Genomic DNA, 17,709 nt, shown 5'->3' on the forward strand with positions numbered 1-17,709 from the left:
CCCCCCGACAATTCCGACCCCCACGCCTGGATTTCCGTTTGTCGGGAAATCGCTATATATTCGTGTTTATAGCGTTTCTCCCACCCCCCCAACGGAGCTGTCCAATGAAAATGCGTGCCTCCCGCCTTGCAACCACAGGCCTCTGCGCCCTGCTCGTCGCCCTGAACCTGGGCACCGCCTGGGCCGGTGAAGTCCAGGTCGCCGTTGCGGCGAACTTCACCGCGCCGATCCAGGCCATCGCCAAGGATTTCGAGCAGGACACCGGTCATAAGCTGGTCAGTTCATTCGGGGCCACCGGACAGTTCTACACCCAGATCAAGAACGGCGCGCCATTCGAGGTTTTCCTCGCTGCCGATGACACCACGCCGGCAAAACTCGAGGCCGAAGGCGATACCGTCAAGGGTTCGCGCTTCACCTACGCCATCGGCACCCTCGCCCTCTGGTCCGCCAAGGAAGGTTACGTCGATGCCAAGGGCCAGGTGCTCAAGGACAACCAGTACCAACACCTGGCAATCGCCAACCCCAAGGCCGCACCCTACGGGCTGGCCGCCACCCAGGTACTGGACAAGCTGAAGCTGACCGAAGCGACCAAAGCCAAGCTGGTCGAAGGCCAGAACATCACCCAGACATTCCAGTTCGCGTCCACCGGCAATGCCGAATTGGGGTTTGTCGCCTTGTCGCAGATCTACAAGGACGGTAAGGTCACCAGCGGCTCTGCCTGGATCGTCCCGGCCGAGTTGCATGACCCGATCAAGCAGGATGCGGTCATCCTCGACAAAGGCAAGGACAACCCGGCCGCCAAGGCCCTGGTCGACTACCTCAAGGGGCCGAAAGCGACTGCCATTATCAAATCCTACGGCTATGAGCTTTGATGCCACTGAGTGATCCCGATCTATCGGCCATCTGGCTGACGTTCAAGCTGGCGTCGCTGACCACGCTGATTCTGTTGCTGGTCGGCACGCCCATCGCCTGGTGGCTGGCGCGTACGCGTTCGCGGCTGCGCGGGCCCATCGGCGCCGTCGTGGCGCTGCCGCTGGTATTGCCACCGACCGTGATCGGTTTTTACTTGCTGCTGACCCTGGGCCCGCACGGCTTCATTGGCCAGGCGACCCAGGCCCTGGGCCTGGGCACCGTGGTATTCAGCTTCAGCGGCCTGGTCATCGGCTCGGTGATCTACTCGATGCCCTTTGTCGTGCAACCCTTGCAAAATGCCTTCGCCGCCATCGGCAATCGACCACTGGAGGTCGCGGCAACGTTGCGCGCCAGCCCCTGGGACAGCTTTTTCTCGGTGGTGCTGCCCCAGGCCAGGCCGGGCTTCATCACTGCCAGTATCCTTGGCTTTGCCCATACCGTGGGCGAGTTCGGCGTGGTGTTGATGATCGGCGGCAATATCCCGGACAAGACCCGGGTCGTTTCCGTACAGATCTACGACCACGTCGAAGCCATGGAATACATGCAAGCCCACTGGCTGGCCGGTGCCATGCTGGTGTTTTCCTTTCTTGTGCTGCTGGCGTTGTATTCCAACCGCCAGGGCAAGCCCGGCTGGAGTTGAGCGGTGACCATTGAAGCCCGGCTGCAGCTGGACTATCCGGCGTTCTCCCTGGCCGTCGACCTGCAACTGCCCGGGCGCGGCGTCAGTGCCCTGTTCGGCCCTTCGGGCTCGGGCAAAACGTCCTGCCTGCGTTGTCTGGCCGGTCTGGAAAAAGCCGGCAATGCCTATATCGAAGTCAATGGCGAGGTCTGGCAGGACAGCAGCCGCAAGCTCTTCGTCGCTCCGCACAAGCGCCCGATCGGCTATGTGTTCCAGGAGGCCAGCCTGTTCGAGCACCTGTCGGTGCGCGGCAATCTGGAATTCGGCTGGCGACGCATCCCGCGCAACCAGCGCAAGGTTCGCCTGGACCAGGCATGCGAGCTGCTGGGCATCGGCCATTTGCTCGATCGCCAACCCTTGAACCTGTCCGGCGGCGAACGCCAGCGGGTCGGCATCGCCCGGGCCTTGTTGACCAGCCCGCAATTGTTGCTGCTCGATGAACCCCTGGCGGCGCTCGACAGCCAGCGCAAAAGCGAGATCCTGCCCTACCTGGAGCGCCTGCACGACGAGTTGGAGATTCCGCTGGTGTACATCAGTCACTCCCAGGACGAAGTGGCGCGCCTGGCCGATTACCTGGTGCTGATCGAGCAAGGCCGGGTCAAGGCCAGCGGCCTGATCGGCGAGACCCTGGCGCGCCTGGACCTGCCCCTGGCGCTGGGCGACGACGCCGGGGTCATCGTCGAAGGTCGCGTCTGCAGCTTTGACCCGACCTACCAGTTGCTCGGCCTGAAATTGCCGGACAGCCAGCTGCAAGTGCGCGTCGCCCACGCGCAGATGGCAATCGGTAGCCGCCTGCGCTTCAAAATACAGGCTCGCGATGTCAGCCTGAGCCTTTCGGCCGACAGCCAATCGAGCATCCTCAATCGCCTGCCCGTGCGGGTCACCGGACAGCGCCTGGCCGACAACAGCGCCCATGTGCTGGTCAGCCTCGACGCCGACGGCACGCCGATGCTGGCGCGGATCACGCGCTATTCCTGCGACCAGCTCGGCGTCCATCCCGGCCAGGCACTGTGGGCACAGATCAAATCGGTGGCGGTGCTGGCCTGACACGCACCTCTGCGCCCGGGCGCGGTCCATAGCACAGGCCCCCTCCGAAGAACGCAGCCATGCCGGACTCGACGCCCCCTGAACACCTGCCAGCCGACCTGCACTACGTCGACGACACCCAGCCAGGTATCAGCCGCCGCAAACTGCGGGGTGAGTTCGTCTATTTCGACCCGTCCGGCCAACGCATCCTGGACCCGGACGAGATCGGCCGAATCAATGCCCTGGCCATTCCGCCCGCCTATACCGACGTATGGATCTGCGCCGATCCACGTGGCCATCTGCAAGCCACCGGCCGCGATGCACGAGGGCGCAAGCAATACCGCTATCACCCCCGCTGGCGCGAAATCCGCGACGAAAACAAATATTCGCGCATGCTCGAGTTCGGCCTTCTGCTGCCCAAGGTGCGTCAGCAAGTCGACAACCACCTCTCCAGGCCGGGATTTGATCAGGACAAGGTCATGGCATTGGTGATTTCCCTGCTCGACACCACCTTGATCCGCGTCGGTAACAGCCAATACGCGCGCGACAATCGCTCCTACGGCCTGACTACTTTGCGCAACCGCCATGTGGCGGTCGAAGGCAGTGCCATGCGTTTCCATTTTCGCGGCAAAAGCGGGGTCGAGCACCGGGTCACGGTCAGGGACAGGCGCCTGGCGCGCATCCTCAAACGTTGCCTGGAGCTGCCCGGCCAGGACCTGTTCCAGTACCTGGACGAAAACGGCGAACGGCGTACCGTCAGCTCCAGCGACGTCAACAGTTATCTGCAACGGCTGACCGGTGCGGACTTCACCGCCAAGGACTATCGCACCTGGGCTGGCAGTACCCTGGCCCTGGCCATGCTGCGCGAACTCCAATGGCAGCCGGAACCCGAAGCGAGGCGGCAGATCACCGGCATGATCAAGCAGGTGGCCAGGCAACTGGGCAATACCCCGACGGTGTGCCGACAGTGCTACATTCACCCCGCCGTGCTGGAGCGTTTCGTCCTCGGCGAGCTCGCCAGCCTGCCCAGGCCGAGGCAGCGCAAGGGCCTGCGCCGCGAGGAGGTGGCCCTGGCGATGTTTCTGCAACAACTGGGGCCCTGAGCGTCAGCCATCGAGTCGCTGGACCGTTTGGCTCGCCGCGAGCCGACGGGAAAGTTCGTCACGCGACAATGCCGGTGCAAAGTAACGCCCCTGCCCCTGGGGACACTTCATATCCAGCAGAATCAGGTGTTGCGCGGCGCTTTCGACACCCGCCACCGTAACCCCCAGGCCCAGGGCACCGGCCAGCGTCAGGCTGCTTTTGATCACGGCCTGGCTTCGGGGCTGGCTTTCCAGGTCGGCCATGAACAGGCCGGCCACTTTCAAATGGTTGAAAGGCAACTGACAGAATTGCTGCAGGGACGCGTGGTTGGCACCGAAGTCGCCAAGGCTCAGGTCACAACCGAGCAACCTCAAGCGAATCAGACTTTCCAGCGCCATGGCCGAGGGTTTGAACAATTGATGCGGCGTCAGTTCGAAGCCGATGCCCATCCCTGCCGAACGATAGAACTGCAACAGGGACTTGATGCGCAGCGACAGGTAACGACTGGCCAACTGCGTGGTATGCAAGGCAAAGGTCAAACGAAAGCCGATGCCCTGCCCCATCAACTCGCGTTGCAATTCCAGCCCCTGGTCCAGCATGGCCAGGAGCATCTCGTCGAGCAGGCCGCAGCGCTCGATCATCGGCATGAACAGCGACGGCGCAAGCAACCCTTGCAACGGGTGATCCCAATGGGCCACCACATCGACCCCTTTGATCGCGCCGCTGAGCACGTCGCAGCGCGGCACATAGAATGCGTAGAACTCCTTGTTGGCCATACCCCGGCGAATGTCGCTTTCGTTCACGCTGTGCAGCTCCGGCACGGTGGCCTGGGGCAGTGGCGCCGGCAGGCCGGTCGTCTCGAGCAGATGGCGCAGGGTCTCGATTTGCAAGGGTTTGCCGGCGTCGCCGAGAAAACTCAAGCCCAGCAACGTAACCATCTGCACCACGCCCCGGCGCAAGTCGCTGTGCAGGCCGCAACTGACAACGCCATGCTTGATCAGCGCCATCTGCGCCGCGCGCTGGATGAACTCCAGGCCATCCATGCCCTCCATGCGCAAATCGCAGACAACGATGTCGACCGAACCAATCTGCTGCAGCAGCACAAGCGCCTCGGCGGCATAGGCCGATTCGAACACCTGCCGACAGCCCAATTGACCCAGCATTTTTACCGCTATGGAGCGCTGAAAAGCATGGTTTTCCACTATCAATACACTTAAAGAATCGGCAGGCACTTGCAAGCCCTCGAAAAAGTCCAACGGTCATGTTCCTATCCCGACCGCCTCGTTGAACCTGGAGATTTCCCACGCCTGCATCAGAAATATCCTATGAACGTATCCAGCGACTGCAATTCGGGGCGTCAATCCTGGCAAAACCGCTCCAGGCTCTCGCCGAGGTCCTGCATGGCCTGGCGCAACGCTTCCGCCAAGGGGTCGATCTGTTCGCCTGTCGAACTCTGCGCGCAGGCGTTTTCCAACTGTTCGCAGGCCCGCAGCAGGTGTCGGGCCTTGATGATGCGCGCGCCGCCCTTGACCCTGTGCACCAGGTCCGCCAGGCCACCGAAGTCCGTGTCATGCTGCAAACGCGCAAGCCGCTGCAGGTCATCGTGATTACTTTGCTGAAGATCGCGCAGCAGGGTCTTGACCGAGGCCAGGTCGCCGCCCGTCAATTGGCGCAGGCTCGACAAGTCGAAACCGTCACCGCGCAAGGGCGCTTCAACCACCACGCTTGTCACCGGTCGCGGGTTGACGCTGTGCAGACGCGTGGCCAGATCGGTGAGGTTCACCGGCTTGAACAGACAGTCGTCCATTCCCGCCTGCAAGCAGCGGCGCCGCTCATCGACCTGGGCGTTGGCCGTCGAGCCCAACAGCAGGCAGGCCGATTTGTTTTTGCGTCGCTCATCCTCGCGGATCCCCCGTGCCAGGGCATAGCCGTTGAGGCCCGGCATGTTGCAATCGGTGATGACCACGTTGAAGTGCTCGCCCAGCCAGGCGCGCAGGCCATCATGGCCATCGTCGGCCAGGGTGACCCGGTGGCCCAGGTAGCTCAGTTGCTGGTGCAAGAGCAGACGGTTGGCCGGGTAGTCGTCGATGACCAGAATGTTCAGCGGCATGACCGCACTCTGGGGTTGCAGCGCCAATTCCGGGCAGGCCGGTTCGCTGGGCTGCACATGCTGCAGGAGCAGTCGGATATCCGCCTGGGTACCGGCTCCCAACGTACTGCTGAGGGTCATTTGCCCGCCCATCATGGCGCACAACGTACGGCTGATGCTCAGGCCCAGGCCCGTTCCGCTGCGCGCCGACTGCCGGTTGTTGCTGGCCTGGCGAAACGGGCTGCCCATGGCCGAAAGATCGGCCGGTGGAATGCCCACCCCGGTATCTTCCACTGCCAACTGCACGACAACTTGCCCGGCCTGCAGATCGAACGCCAGGCGTACCCGGACTTCGCCTTCATGGGTGAACTTGATGGCGTTGCTGATCAGGTTCGAAAGAATCTGCTTGAATCGCAGCGGGTCGACCATCACCTCGATATCGGGCTCCTGGCCGGTTTCCAGGATCAACCGCAGTTGCTTGTGCCGCGCCTGCCCCTCGAACAGGCGCACTGTCGATTCCACCTCCTTGCGCAAGAACGTGCGCTGGGGCGCCAGGGACAGATGACCGGACTCGATGCGGGTGATGTCGAGAATATCCCCGACCAGTTCAAGCAGGCCGCGTGCAGCGCCGGAGGCGACCTCGATCGCCAGCTTGTCGAGCATGCCCTGCTCAGCCTTGCGCAGAGCCAGTTCGAGCATGCCCAGCAAGGCATTCATCGGGGTGCGGATTTCGTGGCTCATGGTCGCCAGGAAAGTGGTTTTGGCCCGGTTCGCGGCCTCGGCCTCATCCTTGGCTACCTGCAATGCATCGTACAATCGCTGGCGTTCGGAGATGTCGATCCAGCCGGCGATAAGGCCCGCTACTTCACCATCGCTGCCGCGATAGGGCAGCACCCAGTGGTACATGGTCACCTGCTTGCCATTGGCCAGGGTCAACACGCGGTCGGCAACCACCGGCTCGCCCCTTTCCATCGCATCCTGATAGGCCTGGCGATACGCCCGGGCCTGCTCTGCGCCCATCACGTCATCTGGCAGCGGCTGGCCGATCATCGTCTCGCGCTCCACGCCCAGCGCCTGCAGGTAGCTCAAATTGCAGTTGAGCAGGCAGCCCTCGCGGTCACGGACATAGATCGGGTGCGGGGTGCCGTCGATCATCACCCGCATGAACTCGAGCTGATCGGTCAGGGCCCGTTGCGTCCTGTCACGCGTGCGAACCAGTCGGCGCAAGGCGCGGATCCATAACAGGGCGACCAGCAATAGCAGGCTGGCGATGGCGAAGCCCTGAAGGATCACCCAGCGATAGGTCTGCCAATAGCTGTCGGCAATGATCACTTCACTGCGCCAGCGATTGGTCAGCTCGTCCATTTCCTGCGGGACAATGCTCAGCAAGGCCTTGTTCAGGATCGACAGCAGCTCGTGTGCACCGCGATCGGTGGCGAATGCAAAATTGGCCGGCTGCACCGGCAAGGGCGCGCCAATGCGCAGGCGACCACGGTACTGGCGAGAAATCATGTAGCGCCCGCCGATCAGGCTGACCACTGCCGCCGTCGCCTTGCCGCCTGCCACCAGCGCCAGGGCATCGCTGGAATTGCGCGCGAAGATCACCTTGACCTGCGGATAGCGCTCGCGCAGAAAATCGCTGAGGTAGCTGCCATGGATCAAGGCCAGGGTCTGGCCCTGCATTTGCTCCAGGCTGACCGGGCTTTGCGGCACATCAGCCGTTACCAGTACCAGGCTGTTGCTCAAATAGGCCCGGGTGAAACTCAATTGTTCGCGACGCTCCTGGCTGGGGGGCAAGGCCGCCATCAGGTCGACCTCCCCTCGCTGGACCTGCTGGATCATCTGTTCGATGGAACCCCCATTGACCACCTCGAAACTGAGGCCCGTGCGCAGGGCGATCTTGGCCAGGACATCGGCACTGATCCCGCGGAAGCGTCCTTGGGCATCACGGTAACTGACCGGAAGGAATTGTTCGTCGATGACCACCCGGACCCGTCGATTGCGCTGCAGCCAGCGTTCTTCGGCGGCCGTCAATTGCAGGCGCTGACGCACGGGGATGCTGACCCCGCCAACACTCCAGCGCCGAAGGATGTTCTTGCGCTCATGCCCGGGTATCGACGCCAGTGCAGCATTGACCAGTTTCAACAAGCGCTGGTTGTGGGGTTGCGCGGCAAAACTGAAGTGGTTCATGGCAAGTGGTGCAAATTGCGCCAGCTGGACATTGTCGAACTGACTTTTACTGGTCAGGTAATGCGCGCCCAGGGCATTGCCCAGGTACAGGTCGGCCTGACCGAAGGCGACTGCGCCCAACGCACCGAGGGTCGAAGCAAAGGTCACCAGCTCCGCGTTCGGATACATCTGGCGCACGGTGCTGACCGCGAGGTAATTATCGAGCATGGCCAGACGCTTGCCGGCCAACTCGGGGTCGAGCGCCGAGCTGTCGTCGCTGCGCGTTGCGAGCAGTGGGCGATCTTCTGCGTAGGGCACCGACAACGCCAATTCGTGCTGGGTCGCTTCCAGTTCCGTGGTGGTGCCGAGCAGGTCGATTTCTCCGGTTCGCAGCGCTTCCAGCGCCGCAGTCCTGGAGGAAAACCGGCGAACATCGATCTGCAGGTTCAGCAATTGCGCGACCAGGCCAATGTAATCGGCGCTGATGCCTTCATACTCACGGCCTGTGCCGGTGATATCGAAGGGAGGGTAATCCGGCAGGCTGACGCCCAGACGCAGGCTGCGTCGAGCCCACAACCATTGACGATCGTCATCGTCCAGAATCAGCTCGGGGTTTTCCAGCGAAGAACGGCCGAACAGCAGCGGCGCCTCGTCATCGGCCTGCAGCGGGGCTGCCCACAGCAAGAGGCAAAGCAGCAGGCACCCGTAGCGGCGACTTTTCGGTGAGATGATCACGATCGGGTCAGATCAACGCATTGCGTCTGGCCAGGTCTGCCAGGTCTACCAGTGACTGGACCCGCAACTTTTCGATCAGCCGCGTCTTGTAGGAACTGACGGTCTTGTTGCTCAACAACATGGCTTCAGCGATGGCCTTGTTGCTCAGGCCCCGCGCCAGCTGCTGGAGAATCATGAGCTCACGGTCGGTCAAGGTCGCGATGCTCTGCGCCTCGCTGACCTCGCAATCGGAACGGCGCACCGAACTCATGGACACATCCGGGAAATAGCTGTACCCCGACATGATCGCCATCAGCGCCTTGCTCAGCTCGTTGAGATCATCGGTCTTGGACACGTACCCCGAGGCGCCAAGCTTCATGCAGCGCAGTGAAAAGTACTCGGGGGCCTGGGATGTCAGGACCAGGATCTTGGTCGGCCGGGGCCAGGACTTGACGCGCTCGATCACCCCCAGTCCGTCCACCAGGGGTATGGCGATGTCCAGTATGATGATGTCCGGCAGGCACTCGCGGGCCAGGCGCAGGGCATCCACGCCGTTGTCAGCCTCGGCCACGACCTCGAAGCGCTCCTGAAGCAGCAGCATTCTGACACTGGCGCGAATGAAGGGATGGTCATCAACGATCATTGCTTTATACATGTGAACCTCACTGCGACACATCGACTGAGTGCCCGGGCCGAAATATGTTCAACAGCAGGGGTCGAGGCAAAGTGCCACCACCGACCTGCACCGCGCATTATTCGTAACCCGGTCGTTTGGCAATACCGGACCGTTCCGAAACTTCGTCGGAAAAATCCGATATTCAGTGATGCCGGCAGAATCGGACGATTCTTACGGAATCGTGCCGTGGTTCGGCCGCAGGCAGGATTCGACAAAGAACAATTTTGCCCCGGGCCATCGTCATGCCAAACTGCAGCGCCGCAATGTGTGTATTCACCCCGATTTAATGCCAGCGGGAATTAATTATTCCAGGATGCGTCTTTAATGATGGTTACAGGTGGATGCACCCGGTGGATTCACCCGGCACCGCCCAGCCCTTTGCGACTACACTGCAAAAAGGGGAAGCTGGACGGGCTTTTCAGGCAATCAAGGAGCAATCATGCTGATACTTACCCGCAAGGTTGGCGAAAGCATCGTCATCAATGATGACATCAAGATCACCATCCTGGGTGTCAAAGGTATGCAAGTGCGGATCGGTATCGACGCGCCCAAAGACGTGCAGGTCCATCGCGAAGAAATCTTCAAGCGTATCCAGGCCGGGACTCCGGCGCCGGACAAAGGTGAAAATCTTTAATTATCGACAGGGGCACAGAACAGGCTTCAGCTACGCGCTCCTTTCATGGGAGCGCGATAATCAGCGTGGCGGGTGACGGCGTCGGCCGGGCAAAGTCTTCCGCTCCAGCAGCTTCTTGACCTTGTCTATCAGTTTCGGCGTATCGAAAGGCTTGTCGAAAACCGCCGCGAACAATTCCGGACTCGATCGACCGATATGGCTCTGGGCACCACTCATCAGAATGATCGGCAGCTGATCCCCCACCCTTTTGCGAATCTCCGTCGCGAATTCCACACCGTTCATCAAGGGCATCATGTAATCGGTGATGACCAATGACGGTTTGTGCCGCTCAAGTTCGTCCAGGGCCTTGGCACCGCTTGTGGCCTTGACCACGGTGTAGCCTTCGTCTTCAAGCGTGTAGCCGAGAATATCCGCGATCAGGTATTCATCATCGACTATCAGGATGGTTGTCATCGCATACAGACCCAGCGCCTTTCATCAAGTATTCGGGATCGTTGCAGCGGAACCTGACATGACTGCCGTTGCATTCTCGAAGGCCTTCTTCAGATCGATTCCATGATCGCTGATGACGACTTCCACCAGCGAAGGGTCGTAAAGGCTATCCCTTACCTTAAGAATGGACAGCAGTCGTTTAAGTTCAGATTCCAGCTCTACAAAGCGCATGAGCAGGATGTTGTCGACCATGCTCGACAATTCAGGCGCCGGCGCATTGATCTCCGAGCCGAAAATGTCACGCATCTCCCAGGTCGCGAGCACCGTCACGCCGCGGGCACGCAACTCGCCCATCAAGGCACTGAAGAACTCATTGAGCCTGCTCGGACTGTTGGCGATACGGACCAGGGCACCGAGGCTGTCGATCATCACCCGCTTGATGTGCTTCTCGTCGATCAGCTTGAGCAAACGCGCACCTAGACCATCCAGCACCCCTTCAGTCGTCGGTTGCCAGGCCAGGTGCAGGGCCCCGCTGTCTTCCAGCGCCTTGCAGTCCACGCCCAGTGCCTTTGCCTTCAGGCGAAACCTCTGCGGTGACTCATAGAAACCGAACAGCAGGCCAGGCTCGGCGCGGCTCGATGCACCGAGAAAACTGATGCCCACGGAGGTCTTGCCAATGCCGGACGGCCCCATCACCAGGCTTACCGAAGAGCCTGGCAACCCGCCACCGGTCAACTCGTCCAACCGGGAGATGCCACTGGTCACACGGGTCAGATCGGCCTTGTCCGATCGCGAGGGGTGGCTGTAGAGGCTCTCCAGGCGTGGGTAGACCACGACGCCGTCCTCGGTGATCTCGAACTCATGCAGCCCCGACAACGCCGCACTGCCGCGGGTCTTGCGCAACTGGATGCGGCGTACCGAGCGGCTGCCATGCAGTTCCTCGCCGAGCTCGATCACCCCGTCGACCATAGTGTGCTCGGGGCTGCCGTCATCGAGCCGGGAGCTGGTCAGGAACAGGACCGTACAACCGGCGAATGCCGCATGCCCCTGCAACTCGGCAATGAATTTCTTGGTATCGAGCGGGCTTTCGGCCATGGAGCGGGCATTGAGCAAGCCGTCGACGATCAGCACCGTTGCCTGATGACGGCTGATTTCACGACGCAGCAGTTTCACCACTTCATCCAGCCCTTCGTTTTGCAGGGTGTCGAACGCGCTGACAAACTGGATTTCACTGCCGACCCTGGCCGGGTCGTAAAAACTCAAGGTAGAAAGGTACAGGAACAGGCGCTCATGGGATTCGGAGAGTATGGTGCCGACCAGCACCCGCCCGCCTTCGCGCACATGATGGAACGCCAACTGGTTGGCCAGAATGGTCTTGCCCGAGCCAGGACGGCCCTGGACGATATAGGACGCTCCTACGATCAAGCCACCCTTGAGCAGCAAGTCAAGGCCAGCGATCCCGGTCTTGACGCGATTGAGCTGTTCCAAGATATGGGCACCTCCGTTGACGGGGCTTTTCGCTCAGCCGCGCCGGGCAGGCAAGTACAAGGTCAGGGTAGTCCCCTTGCCGACCTCGCTCTGCACCTTCACGCAACCATTGCTTTGCCTGGTAAAACCATAGACCTGGCTGAGGCCCAGTCCAGTTCCCTTGCCAAAGCCCTTCGTGGTGAAAAAAGGCTCGAAGATACGGGGCATCGTCTGTTCGTCGATGCCTCGGCCATTGTCACTGATTGAAATCTGCACAAAGTCACCGTACAGCTGTTCCAACTCGCCGTTCAGGGTGCAATTGCTGGCCTGCAGGGTAATCGTGCCGGCGTCCTCAAGCGCGTCTCGGGCATTGAAAATGACGTTGAGCAAGACCATTTCCAGCTGACTGGGGTCGAGTTCGACTTCATGCAGGTCAGGACTCAGTTCGACTTTCAGTTCGATGGTCTCGGGCAATGCCTGCTTGATCAGCAACTGGGTGGATTCGATCAATTGCGGCAGGCTGATCCTGCTGACCTGCAGATCCCTGCGCCGGGCGAAGGTCAGCAACTGCCGGGTGAGTTGGGTTCCGCGCTCGCCGGCATCGAGAATATGCTGGAGCAGTTTCTGCACCCGCTGTGGATCCTTGCTGTTCATCGCCAGCCGGGCCGAACCCATGATGATGGTCAGTACATTGTTGAAATCATGGGCCATCCCGCCGGTGAGCTGGCCCAGCGCTTCGAGTTTCTGCGACTGGAACAGCTGGGCGCGGACCTTGTCCAGCTCGATGGCAGCTTCATGGCGGTCGGTGATGTCCCGGGTGATCTTGGCCAGGCCTATCACCCGGCCATTGGCGTCGCGTACCACATCGAGCGCCGCCAGCGCCCAGAACCGGGTGCCGTCCTTGCGCATGCGCCAGCCTTCGTCCTGGGCTACTCCTGTTTCCAGAGCCTGACCCAACAGTTTCTGTGGAAGGCCTGCCGCGCGATCTTCGGGGGTGAAGAACATGGAAAAATGCTGGCCAATGGCTTCGTCTGCCCGATAGCCCTTGATTCGCTCTGCGCCAGCGTTCCAGGAAATGATTTCCCCATTGGGGTCGAGCATGTAGATGGCGTAATCCACAACCGCCTGCACCAGCGCTTCATAGCTGCTTTCGTGCAAGGTGTTCAATCGAGACCTGCTGGTTTGATCCATGGGTACTCCATTCGCCTGGACGCAACGTAAGCCTTCAAAGCATACGCCAATAGCGGAATCTGCTGTCAGGCAATCGAACTGAATTTTTCTTGCGCCCGATGATCACTTGAACATCGATAGCAAGGATTGGCAATCCATGATCAATGCAAAGCTCTACGTGATCGATTACCTGCTGCATGGCACACCCAAGTCGTTCATCATTCGCGCCGAAAGGATGGACAACAGCGAAGCCTGGCATTGGGCTGCCTGTGATGCGGGGATTGGACGGATCGGACGCTACGGTCGCGAAAAGGTGAAGAAAACCACCCGTCCCTGGGCGGAGAAGTTCGGCATTGCCGATGTACGCTGGCGGGCCAGCGGCAGCGACGCCGAGGCAGGTCAATAGTGGTTTATTGCGTGTGGTCCATGTGGTCCATCCGATGAACATGTGCGGCATGTTCCGCGGCAGCCTGTTCGACCGCCTTGGGTTGCTGCCGGTCGCTTTCGGCTTCCAGGTAGGCCAGCACCGCAGTGATATCGTTGTCAGCCAATCGCAGGTTCGGCATTGCCACCTGGTTGTACTGGCTGAACAACTGCATGGCCAACGGTTCTTTCTCCTCCAGCATTTTGTCCGGTTCGCGTAACCAGCGACCCAGCCACAGCGGGTCACGGGCGCGCGTCACCCCCAGCAGGTCCGGACCGATGCTGCGAATGGGCGTTGCCACCCCCTCTTCCATGCCCAGCGTATGGCAGGAAGAACAGCGGGTCCGGAAGATCTGCTCGCCAAGGCTGGGTGTGCGGATTTCAGGTGCATCGGCATAGTTGTTCTGATTGGCGCTGGCGTGTTTCCAGTTCTGCAAGCTGTTGCCCAGCTGATCGGCCAGTATGTAGGGATTCTCGAAGGGCGAGGCCTTCATCCAGCGACCCGTGGCCTGGTTGCCGACAATCAGGCTCAGGTTGTGGTCTTTGGTCCTGCCATTGTCGACTCCTTCGATAAACAACCCGAGCTTCTGGCGCAGCTCGGTGATGTCGTCCTTCTTCCCGGTCAGGAACAACCAGCCGGGTGCGACCTTGAATTTTTCCGCATATTTTTTCATGACCTCCGGCGTATCGGTTTCCGGGTCGATGCTGATCGAATAGAAAAACACATCCCGCCCGACCCTGTCCCCCAACTGTTGCTGGACCTGGCGCAAGCGCGCGGTTTCCAGCGGGCAGGAATCGGTGCAGGAAGTGAAGATGAAATTGATCGCCACCACCTTGTCCTTGATCAAATCATCGAAGAACCTCACCTGGCGCCCATCCTGGGCCACCAGGGGGATGTTGGGGAAGAAGTCGCCCCCCCACGGGGTATTGGGCTCGGAATCGGCCGCCGCTCCCCCGCAGACGGCCATGATCATCAACATCAGCGCACACAGCGTGCTTGCCCCCACTTTCATGACATCGACTCCTTGCCCCAGTGCATCGGTTCGGTTTCGCTGTTACTTGCCGCTACCGCTTTTGCCGCTTCCACTGCTTCCGCTTCCGCTAGTTCCACTTCCGCTGGTGCCGCTTCCACCACTTGTGACACCACTGGTACCCGCGACTTTCACCTGTGGCCCAACACCGTCGCCGTTATGGTAGGTCGGCAGTGCAGCCGAGTTCACGTACCCCACACCATCCCAGGTCGGCAATGGCGTCGGCATGATCTGGAACTGTCCAGGGTGCTCGATATCCCAGCGCAACAGCATGGAGTTGTCCTCGTGCTGGGTGTTGTGGCAGTGCTCCATGTAGCTGCCGGCAAACTCGCGGAAGTGAATGGCCATTTCGACGTTGTCCAGGGAATCGGAATCGCTGCCGATCCGGTACACGTCCTTGCGTGCCCATTTTTCCCATTCAGGTGGCGCCTTGCCGCCGCGGCTGAGCACGATCCCCTCCTCGAAGTGCACATGCACCGGATGGCTCCAGCCAGTGCCGCCGTTCTGGATTTTCCAGACTTCCAGGGTGCCAATGCCTTTGTAGCCAGCGTCAGTAGGCCCGTTGGCCAATTGAGGTGCCGCCGAAAGCCGGCGCGGATCCATGTTGAAGCCCAGGCCGCCGTCGGTCTTGATCGTCCATGGCGTGCTGTCGGTGCCATCGGAACGGCCGAAGATGAAGGTCCGATGCCGTGCCTTGTTGATTACCGCCATGTCGGCTGCATTTTCGCGGTGCAGCGTCAACGGGATCATGGCCTTGCCTTCGGCCTTGCCCGGCTTGGCAGGTTCGTAGGCAACAGGGTCCATGCTCTTGTCGATGCCGCTGTACGGCTTGACATTGAACTGCATGAACTTGCCGACAACAGGGTCACCGTTGTCCCATTGCGGTCCCTTGCTGGTCTGCTTGATGACTGCCTTGTATTTCTCCGACAGGATATCGGCCAGGGGAATATCGCCTTTGGGGCCCTTGCCGGATTCGTGCTCCTTGACGTTGACGAAGAAGAGCTTGTCACCGGGCTTGATCCCGTTCTTCGCGAAGTCGACGATGATGTCATACCGCTCGGCAATCCCCTGGGTCGGCAGGATGGCGTTGTGGTTTTTCAGGTCGCCGTCAGCGTCAAGGTCCATGGTGCCGTCGAACGGCACGGCGTGCTCCATGATGTTGCCGTCGTTGGCGATCATGTGAAACCCCACCCTGGCGTAGGAGACGCCCGAACCTGCCGGCCCCGGGAACTCGCCGCCGGTGCCTTTGATTTCGCGCACCAGCGCCAGTTTGATGTAACGCGAGACCGAGCCATTGAGGATGCGGAAACGATAACGGCGGGCACGCACGTCCATGTAAGGCTTGTAGGCCCAGTTCACGACCATCTCGTCGCCGAGGAAACCGTCGGTGTTGAAGGGGTTGAACCACAGCTGGCCTTTATCGTCCCAGGCCTTGTCAGCCACCAGCAGGTTGACGTCATAGGCGCGGTTACCCCAGGCCAGGTCGGTACCACTGGGAAAACGCAGGTTGACCCCGTCGTCGATTTCCTCGTTGCCCCGGTCGATGGCGCTGTAGTAGTTCATCATCGCCGCGTTGCCCTTGTAGACGTTCTGGGCGGTGAAATCCATCATGTGGTCATGGAACCAGTGGGTGGACATGGTCTCGCGCCAGTCGCCCCGAATCTTGATGGTGCCGTGGTCGCAGGTCTTGAGGCCTGGCGAGTCATCATTGACCCAGAGGGTTTCTCCCTCTGCGCAAGGGAATGCGGCCTTGGGATCCTTCGCATCGGTGTTGATGGTGTCGTAACCGGCCAGCTGCATCGGCCAACGGTAGTCGTAGTATTGCCCGGGGAAGAAGAAGGCGTTGGCGTAGCCGTCGCTTTCGGCCGGGTTGTGCCCATTGTGCTCGTGGGTACTGATGGTATGCAGGCCAAAACCCTTGTTGGCCGACGGGTCGATGGGCAAGCCATTGTAGTGACGCATCAGCACCGGCTGGCCGTAGCGGACCATCAACAGTTTGGGCGGCAGGGTGCCATCGAAGGTCCAGACCGAATTGTGATCCTGGATCGGCATTTTCGGGTGAAAGCGCACGCCAATCCCTTGGTTCGTGCCGGGTGTTGCCGGATTACCATTGGGGTTGTTGTACAACCCGCCCGGGCCCCACTCGCCGTGCTCCCAATCATGCAACTGCAACGAGTCCCGATAACCGCTGTTGGTGCGGGCGCCGGTCTGCACCGTCTTGTAGGCGATTTGCGGGTAGAACTCGTTCCAGCGCTGGTGGGACCAGCCTTTTCCCGGTGGACGTCCTTCGGCCGAGGAGTTGATCCTGCGGTTCAGGTAGAGCTCGATCTGCGCCTTCCAGGGGTTGTGATCCAGATAGTTCGCGTACTGCGCTGGATACGGGGTCAACCCCGGCTGGCGCATGAAAGCATCCAGGGCAGCGGGGGAAGGACCACTTCGAGCGATAGAGTTAGGGTCTTGCGCAGGCCCTTGCCCCAGCGTCGGTGGAGGAAATGGAAGAATCGAGGGCGGCTGGGTCGGGTCGAGCTTGGTCGGGCCGAACTCCTCGAAAATAATCACCGGCTGGGTGAACGGCTGGGCGCCGAACAACGGGCTTGGCTTGCCATTGGTGGGGATCTTGAAGCTGGTCTGGGCCGCCGGTGGCAAGACGTTTTCCACCCGGGTGCTGTCTCGGGTGCCCGTTACGCCGTTGGGCAGGTCCAGCGCGCCTTCGTTGGCGTCCGGCATCGTCAACAGGTTGTTCAGTGCAGCGGCTGGATCGGCTGGTGGATCGGTGTAGGCCGATGGATCGGTAGGGGGTGGCAGATCGACGTTGTCAATCGGTGCCGCACCGGCCGACGACAAGCCCAATCCCACTGTGACCATCACTGCAGTGGCGCCCTGCAGAAGCATTTTTCCGTGCCGTGGATTCCGTTTTAACCGAGCAGGTTGTTTCATGGTAGGTACCTTGGACTCGTGCACCGGGACTCTATGCAATCCATCCGTCTCCTCGGGCGGATGTATCGGATCTCTGCTCGCTCACCGACGGCAAGGCTGTGCTGCGCGCAGGCACAGGTGCCTACGCAATTCCCTTGCCAGAAACAAATTCTTACAAAACGGACACAAAAATACTGGCTCGAGGCCATGCATGGTGTGTCATCAGGGCTTCGGATCGGCCAATGGCGGTGTCATCCGGAACGGGGGAAGGTGGGGAATTTCCCCGCC

The 17,709-nt window shown here is 60.7% G+C and carries 14 protein-coding genes; 6 read left to right on the forward strand and 8 right to left on the reverse strand.

Features of this window, described 5'->3' with window-relative positions; genetic code table 11:
* Positions 1–104 precede the first annotated feature (104 nt).
* From modA to F2S13_RS23085, 4 genes are read left to right on the forward strand one after another with little or no spacing between them, the layout of a single operon-like run.
* Entirely contained in the window at positions 105–872 is a 768-nt protein-coding gene (gene modA, locus F2S13_RS23070) for a molybdate ABC transporter substrate-binding protein (protein WP_166365175.1), read from the forward strand.
* Positions 872–1,552, forward strand: coding sequence for a molybdate ABC transporter permease subunit (gene modB, locus F2S13_RS23075; protein WP_166365177.1), 681 nt, complete (start codon positions 872–874; stop codon positions 1,550–1,552). The genes modA and modB overlap by 1 nt, the downstream gene beginning before the upstream one ends.
* A gap of 3 nt (positions 1,553–1,555) precedes the next feature.
* Positions 1,556–2,638, forward strand: coding sequence for a molybdenum ABC transporter ATP-binding protein (gene modC, locus F2S13_RS23080; RefSeq protein WP_166365179.1), 1,083 nt, complete (start codon positions 1,556–1,558; stop codon positions 2,636–2,638).
* 59 nt (positions 2,639–2,697) lie between these two features.
* Positions 2,698–3,720, forward strand: coding sequence for a DNA topoisomerase IB (locus tag F2S13_RS23085; protein ID WP_166365181.1), 1,023 nt, complete (start codon positions 2,698–2,700; stop codon positions 3,718–3,720).
* A 3-nt stretch (positions 3,721–3,723) separates the two neighbouring features.
* Here the strand turns inward: F2S13_RS23085 and F2S13_RS23090 are convergent, their stop codons facing one another.
* The 3 genes from F2S13_RS23090 to F2S13_RS23100 form a co-directional block, all read right to left on the reverse strand.
* Positions 3,724–4,932, reverse strand: coding sequence for an EAL domain-containing response regulator (locus tag F2S13_RS23090; RefSeq protein ID WP_343047597.1), 1,209 nt, complete (start codon positions 4,930–4,932; stop codon positions 3,724–3,726).
* A gap of 125 nt (positions 4,933–5,057) precedes the next feature.
* Positions 5,058–8,693 carry a transporter substrate-binding domain-containing protein gene (locus F2S13_RS23095; RefSeq protein ID WP_343047595.1) on the reverse strand — a complete coding sequence of 1,212 codons (3,636 nt, stop codon included), beginning with the start codon at positions 8,691–8,693 and terminating at the stop codon, positions 5,058–5,060.
* Between the two features lie 7 nt (positions 8,694–8,700).
* Complete coding sequence (locus tag F2S13_RS23100; RefSeq protein ID WP_166365185.1) at positions 8,701–9,327, reverse strand: response regulator transcription factor; 627 nt, start codon at positions 9,325–9,327, stop codon at positions 8,701–8,703.
* Positions 9,328–9,787: 460 nt separating this feature from the next.
* On the opposite strand from F2S13_RS23100, the gene csrA reads away from it, so the two are divergent.
* Complete coding sequence (gene csrA / locus F2S13_RS23105) at positions 9,788–9,982, forward strand: carbon storage regulator CsrA (protein WP_166365187.1); 195 nt, start codon at positions 9,788–9,790, stop codon at positions 9,980–9,982.
* A 60-nt stretch (positions 9,983–10,042) separates the two neighbouring features.
* Here the strand turns inward: csrA and F2S13_RS23110 are convergent, their stop codons facing one another.
* The 3 genes from F2S13_RS23110 to F2S13_RS23120 are packed head-to-tail and all read right to left on the reverse strand — an operon-like array spanning position 10,043 to position 13,072.
* Positions 10,043–10,435: a response regulator gene (locus tag F2S13_RS23110; protein ID WP_166365189.1), complete on the reverse strand. Its 393-nt coding sequence runs from the start codon at positions 10,433–10,435 to the stop codon at positions 10,043–10,045.
* Positions 10,436–10,459: 24 nt separating this feature from the next.
* Positions 10,460–11,905 (reverse strand): ATPase domain-containing protein, encoded by a 1,446-nt coding sequence (locus F2S13_RS23115; protein ID WP_166365205.1) that lies wholly within the window; start codon positions 11,903–11,905, stop codon positions 10,460–10,462.
* Between the two features lie 30 nt (positions 11,906–11,935).
* A complete protein-coding gene (locus F2S13_RS23120) occupies positions 11,936–13,072 on the reverse strand; it encodes a two-component system sensor histidine kinase NtrB (RefSeq protein ID WP_166365191.1) in 1,137 nt (378 codons plus the stop codon).
* Between the two features lie 136 nt (positions 13,073–13,208).
* Here F2S13_RS23120 and F2S13_RS23125 point away from each other — a divergent pair, with 136 nt between their 5' ends.
* Positions 13,209–13,457 (forward strand): DUF6555 family protein, encoded by a 249-nt coding sequence (locus F2S13_RS23125; protein ID WP_166365193.1) that lies wholly within the window; start codon positions 13,209–13,211, stop codon positions 13,455–13,457.
* 4 nt (positions 13,458–13,461) lie between these two features.
* Here the strand turns inward: F2S13_RS23125 and F2S13_RS23130 are convergent, their stop codons facing one another.
* Together F2S13_RS23130 and F2S13_RS23135 are read right to left on the reverse strand one after the other, a co-directional pair.
* The gene (locus F2S13_RS23130; protein WP_166365195.1) at positions 13,462–14,487 is read right to left on the reverse strand and encodes an SCO family protein; all 1,026 of its coding nucleotides are present in this window, start codon (positions 14,485–14,487) and stop codon (positions 13,462–13,464) included.
* A 42-nt stretch (positions 14,488–14,529) separates the two neighbouring features.
* A complete protein-coding gene (locus tag F2S13_RS23135; RefSeq protein ID WP_166365197.1) occupies positions 14,530–17,442 on the reverse strand; it encodes a multicopper oxidase domain-containing protein in 2,913 nt (970 codons plus the stop codon).
* Positions 17,443–17,709: the final 267 nt, after the last annotated feature.

The sequence above is a fragment of the Pseudomonas akapageensis genome (assembly GCF_011355085.1).
Lineage (GTDB): Bacteria > Pseudomonadota > Gammaproteobacteria > Pseudomonadales > Pseudomonadaceae > Aquipseudomonas > Aquipseudomonas akapageensis.

Excerpts from the sequence above, each read along its gene's own strand:
- modA (WP_166365175.1), top strand. The coding sequence starts at position 105 with ATGAAAATGCGTGCCTCCCGCCTTGCAACCACAGGCCTCTGCGCCCTG.
- modB (WP_166365177.1), top strand. The coding sequence starts at position 872 with ATGCCACTGAGTGATCCCGATCTATCGGCCATCTGGCTGACGTTCAAG.
- F2S13_RS23085 (WP_166365181.1), top strand. The coding sequence starts at position 2,698 with ATGCCGGACTCGACGCCCCCTGAACACCTGCCAGCCGACCTGCACTAC.
- F2S13_RS23100 (WP_166365185.1), bottom strand. The coding sequence starts at position 9,327 with ATGTATAAAGCAATGATCGTTGATGACCATCCCTTCATTCGCGCCAGT.
- csrA (WP_166365187.1), top strand. The coding sequence starts at position 9,788 with ATGCTGATACTTACCCGCAAGGTTGGCGAAAGCATCGTCATCAATGAT.
- F2S13_RS23110 (WP_166365189.1), bottom strand. The coding sequence starts at position 10,435 with ATGACAACCATCCTGATAGTCGATGATGAATACCTGATCGCGGATATT.
- F2S13_RS23120 (WP_166365191.1), bottom strand. The coding sequence starts at position 13,072 with ATGGATCAAACCAGCAGGTCTCGATTGAACACCTTGCACGAAAGCAGC.
- F2S13_RS23125 (WP_166365193.1), top strand. The coding sequence starts at position 13,209 with ATGATCAATGCAAAGCTCTACGTGATCGATTACCTGCTGCATGGCACA.
- F2S13_RS23130 (WP_166365195.1), bottom strand. The coding sequence starts at position 14,487 with ATGAAAGTGGGGGCAAGCACGCTGTGTGCGCTGATGTTGATGATCATG.
- F2S13_RS23135 (WP_166365197.1), bottom strand. The coding sequence starts at position 17,442 with ATGAAACAACCTGCTCGGTTAAAACGGAATCCACGGCACGGAAAAATG.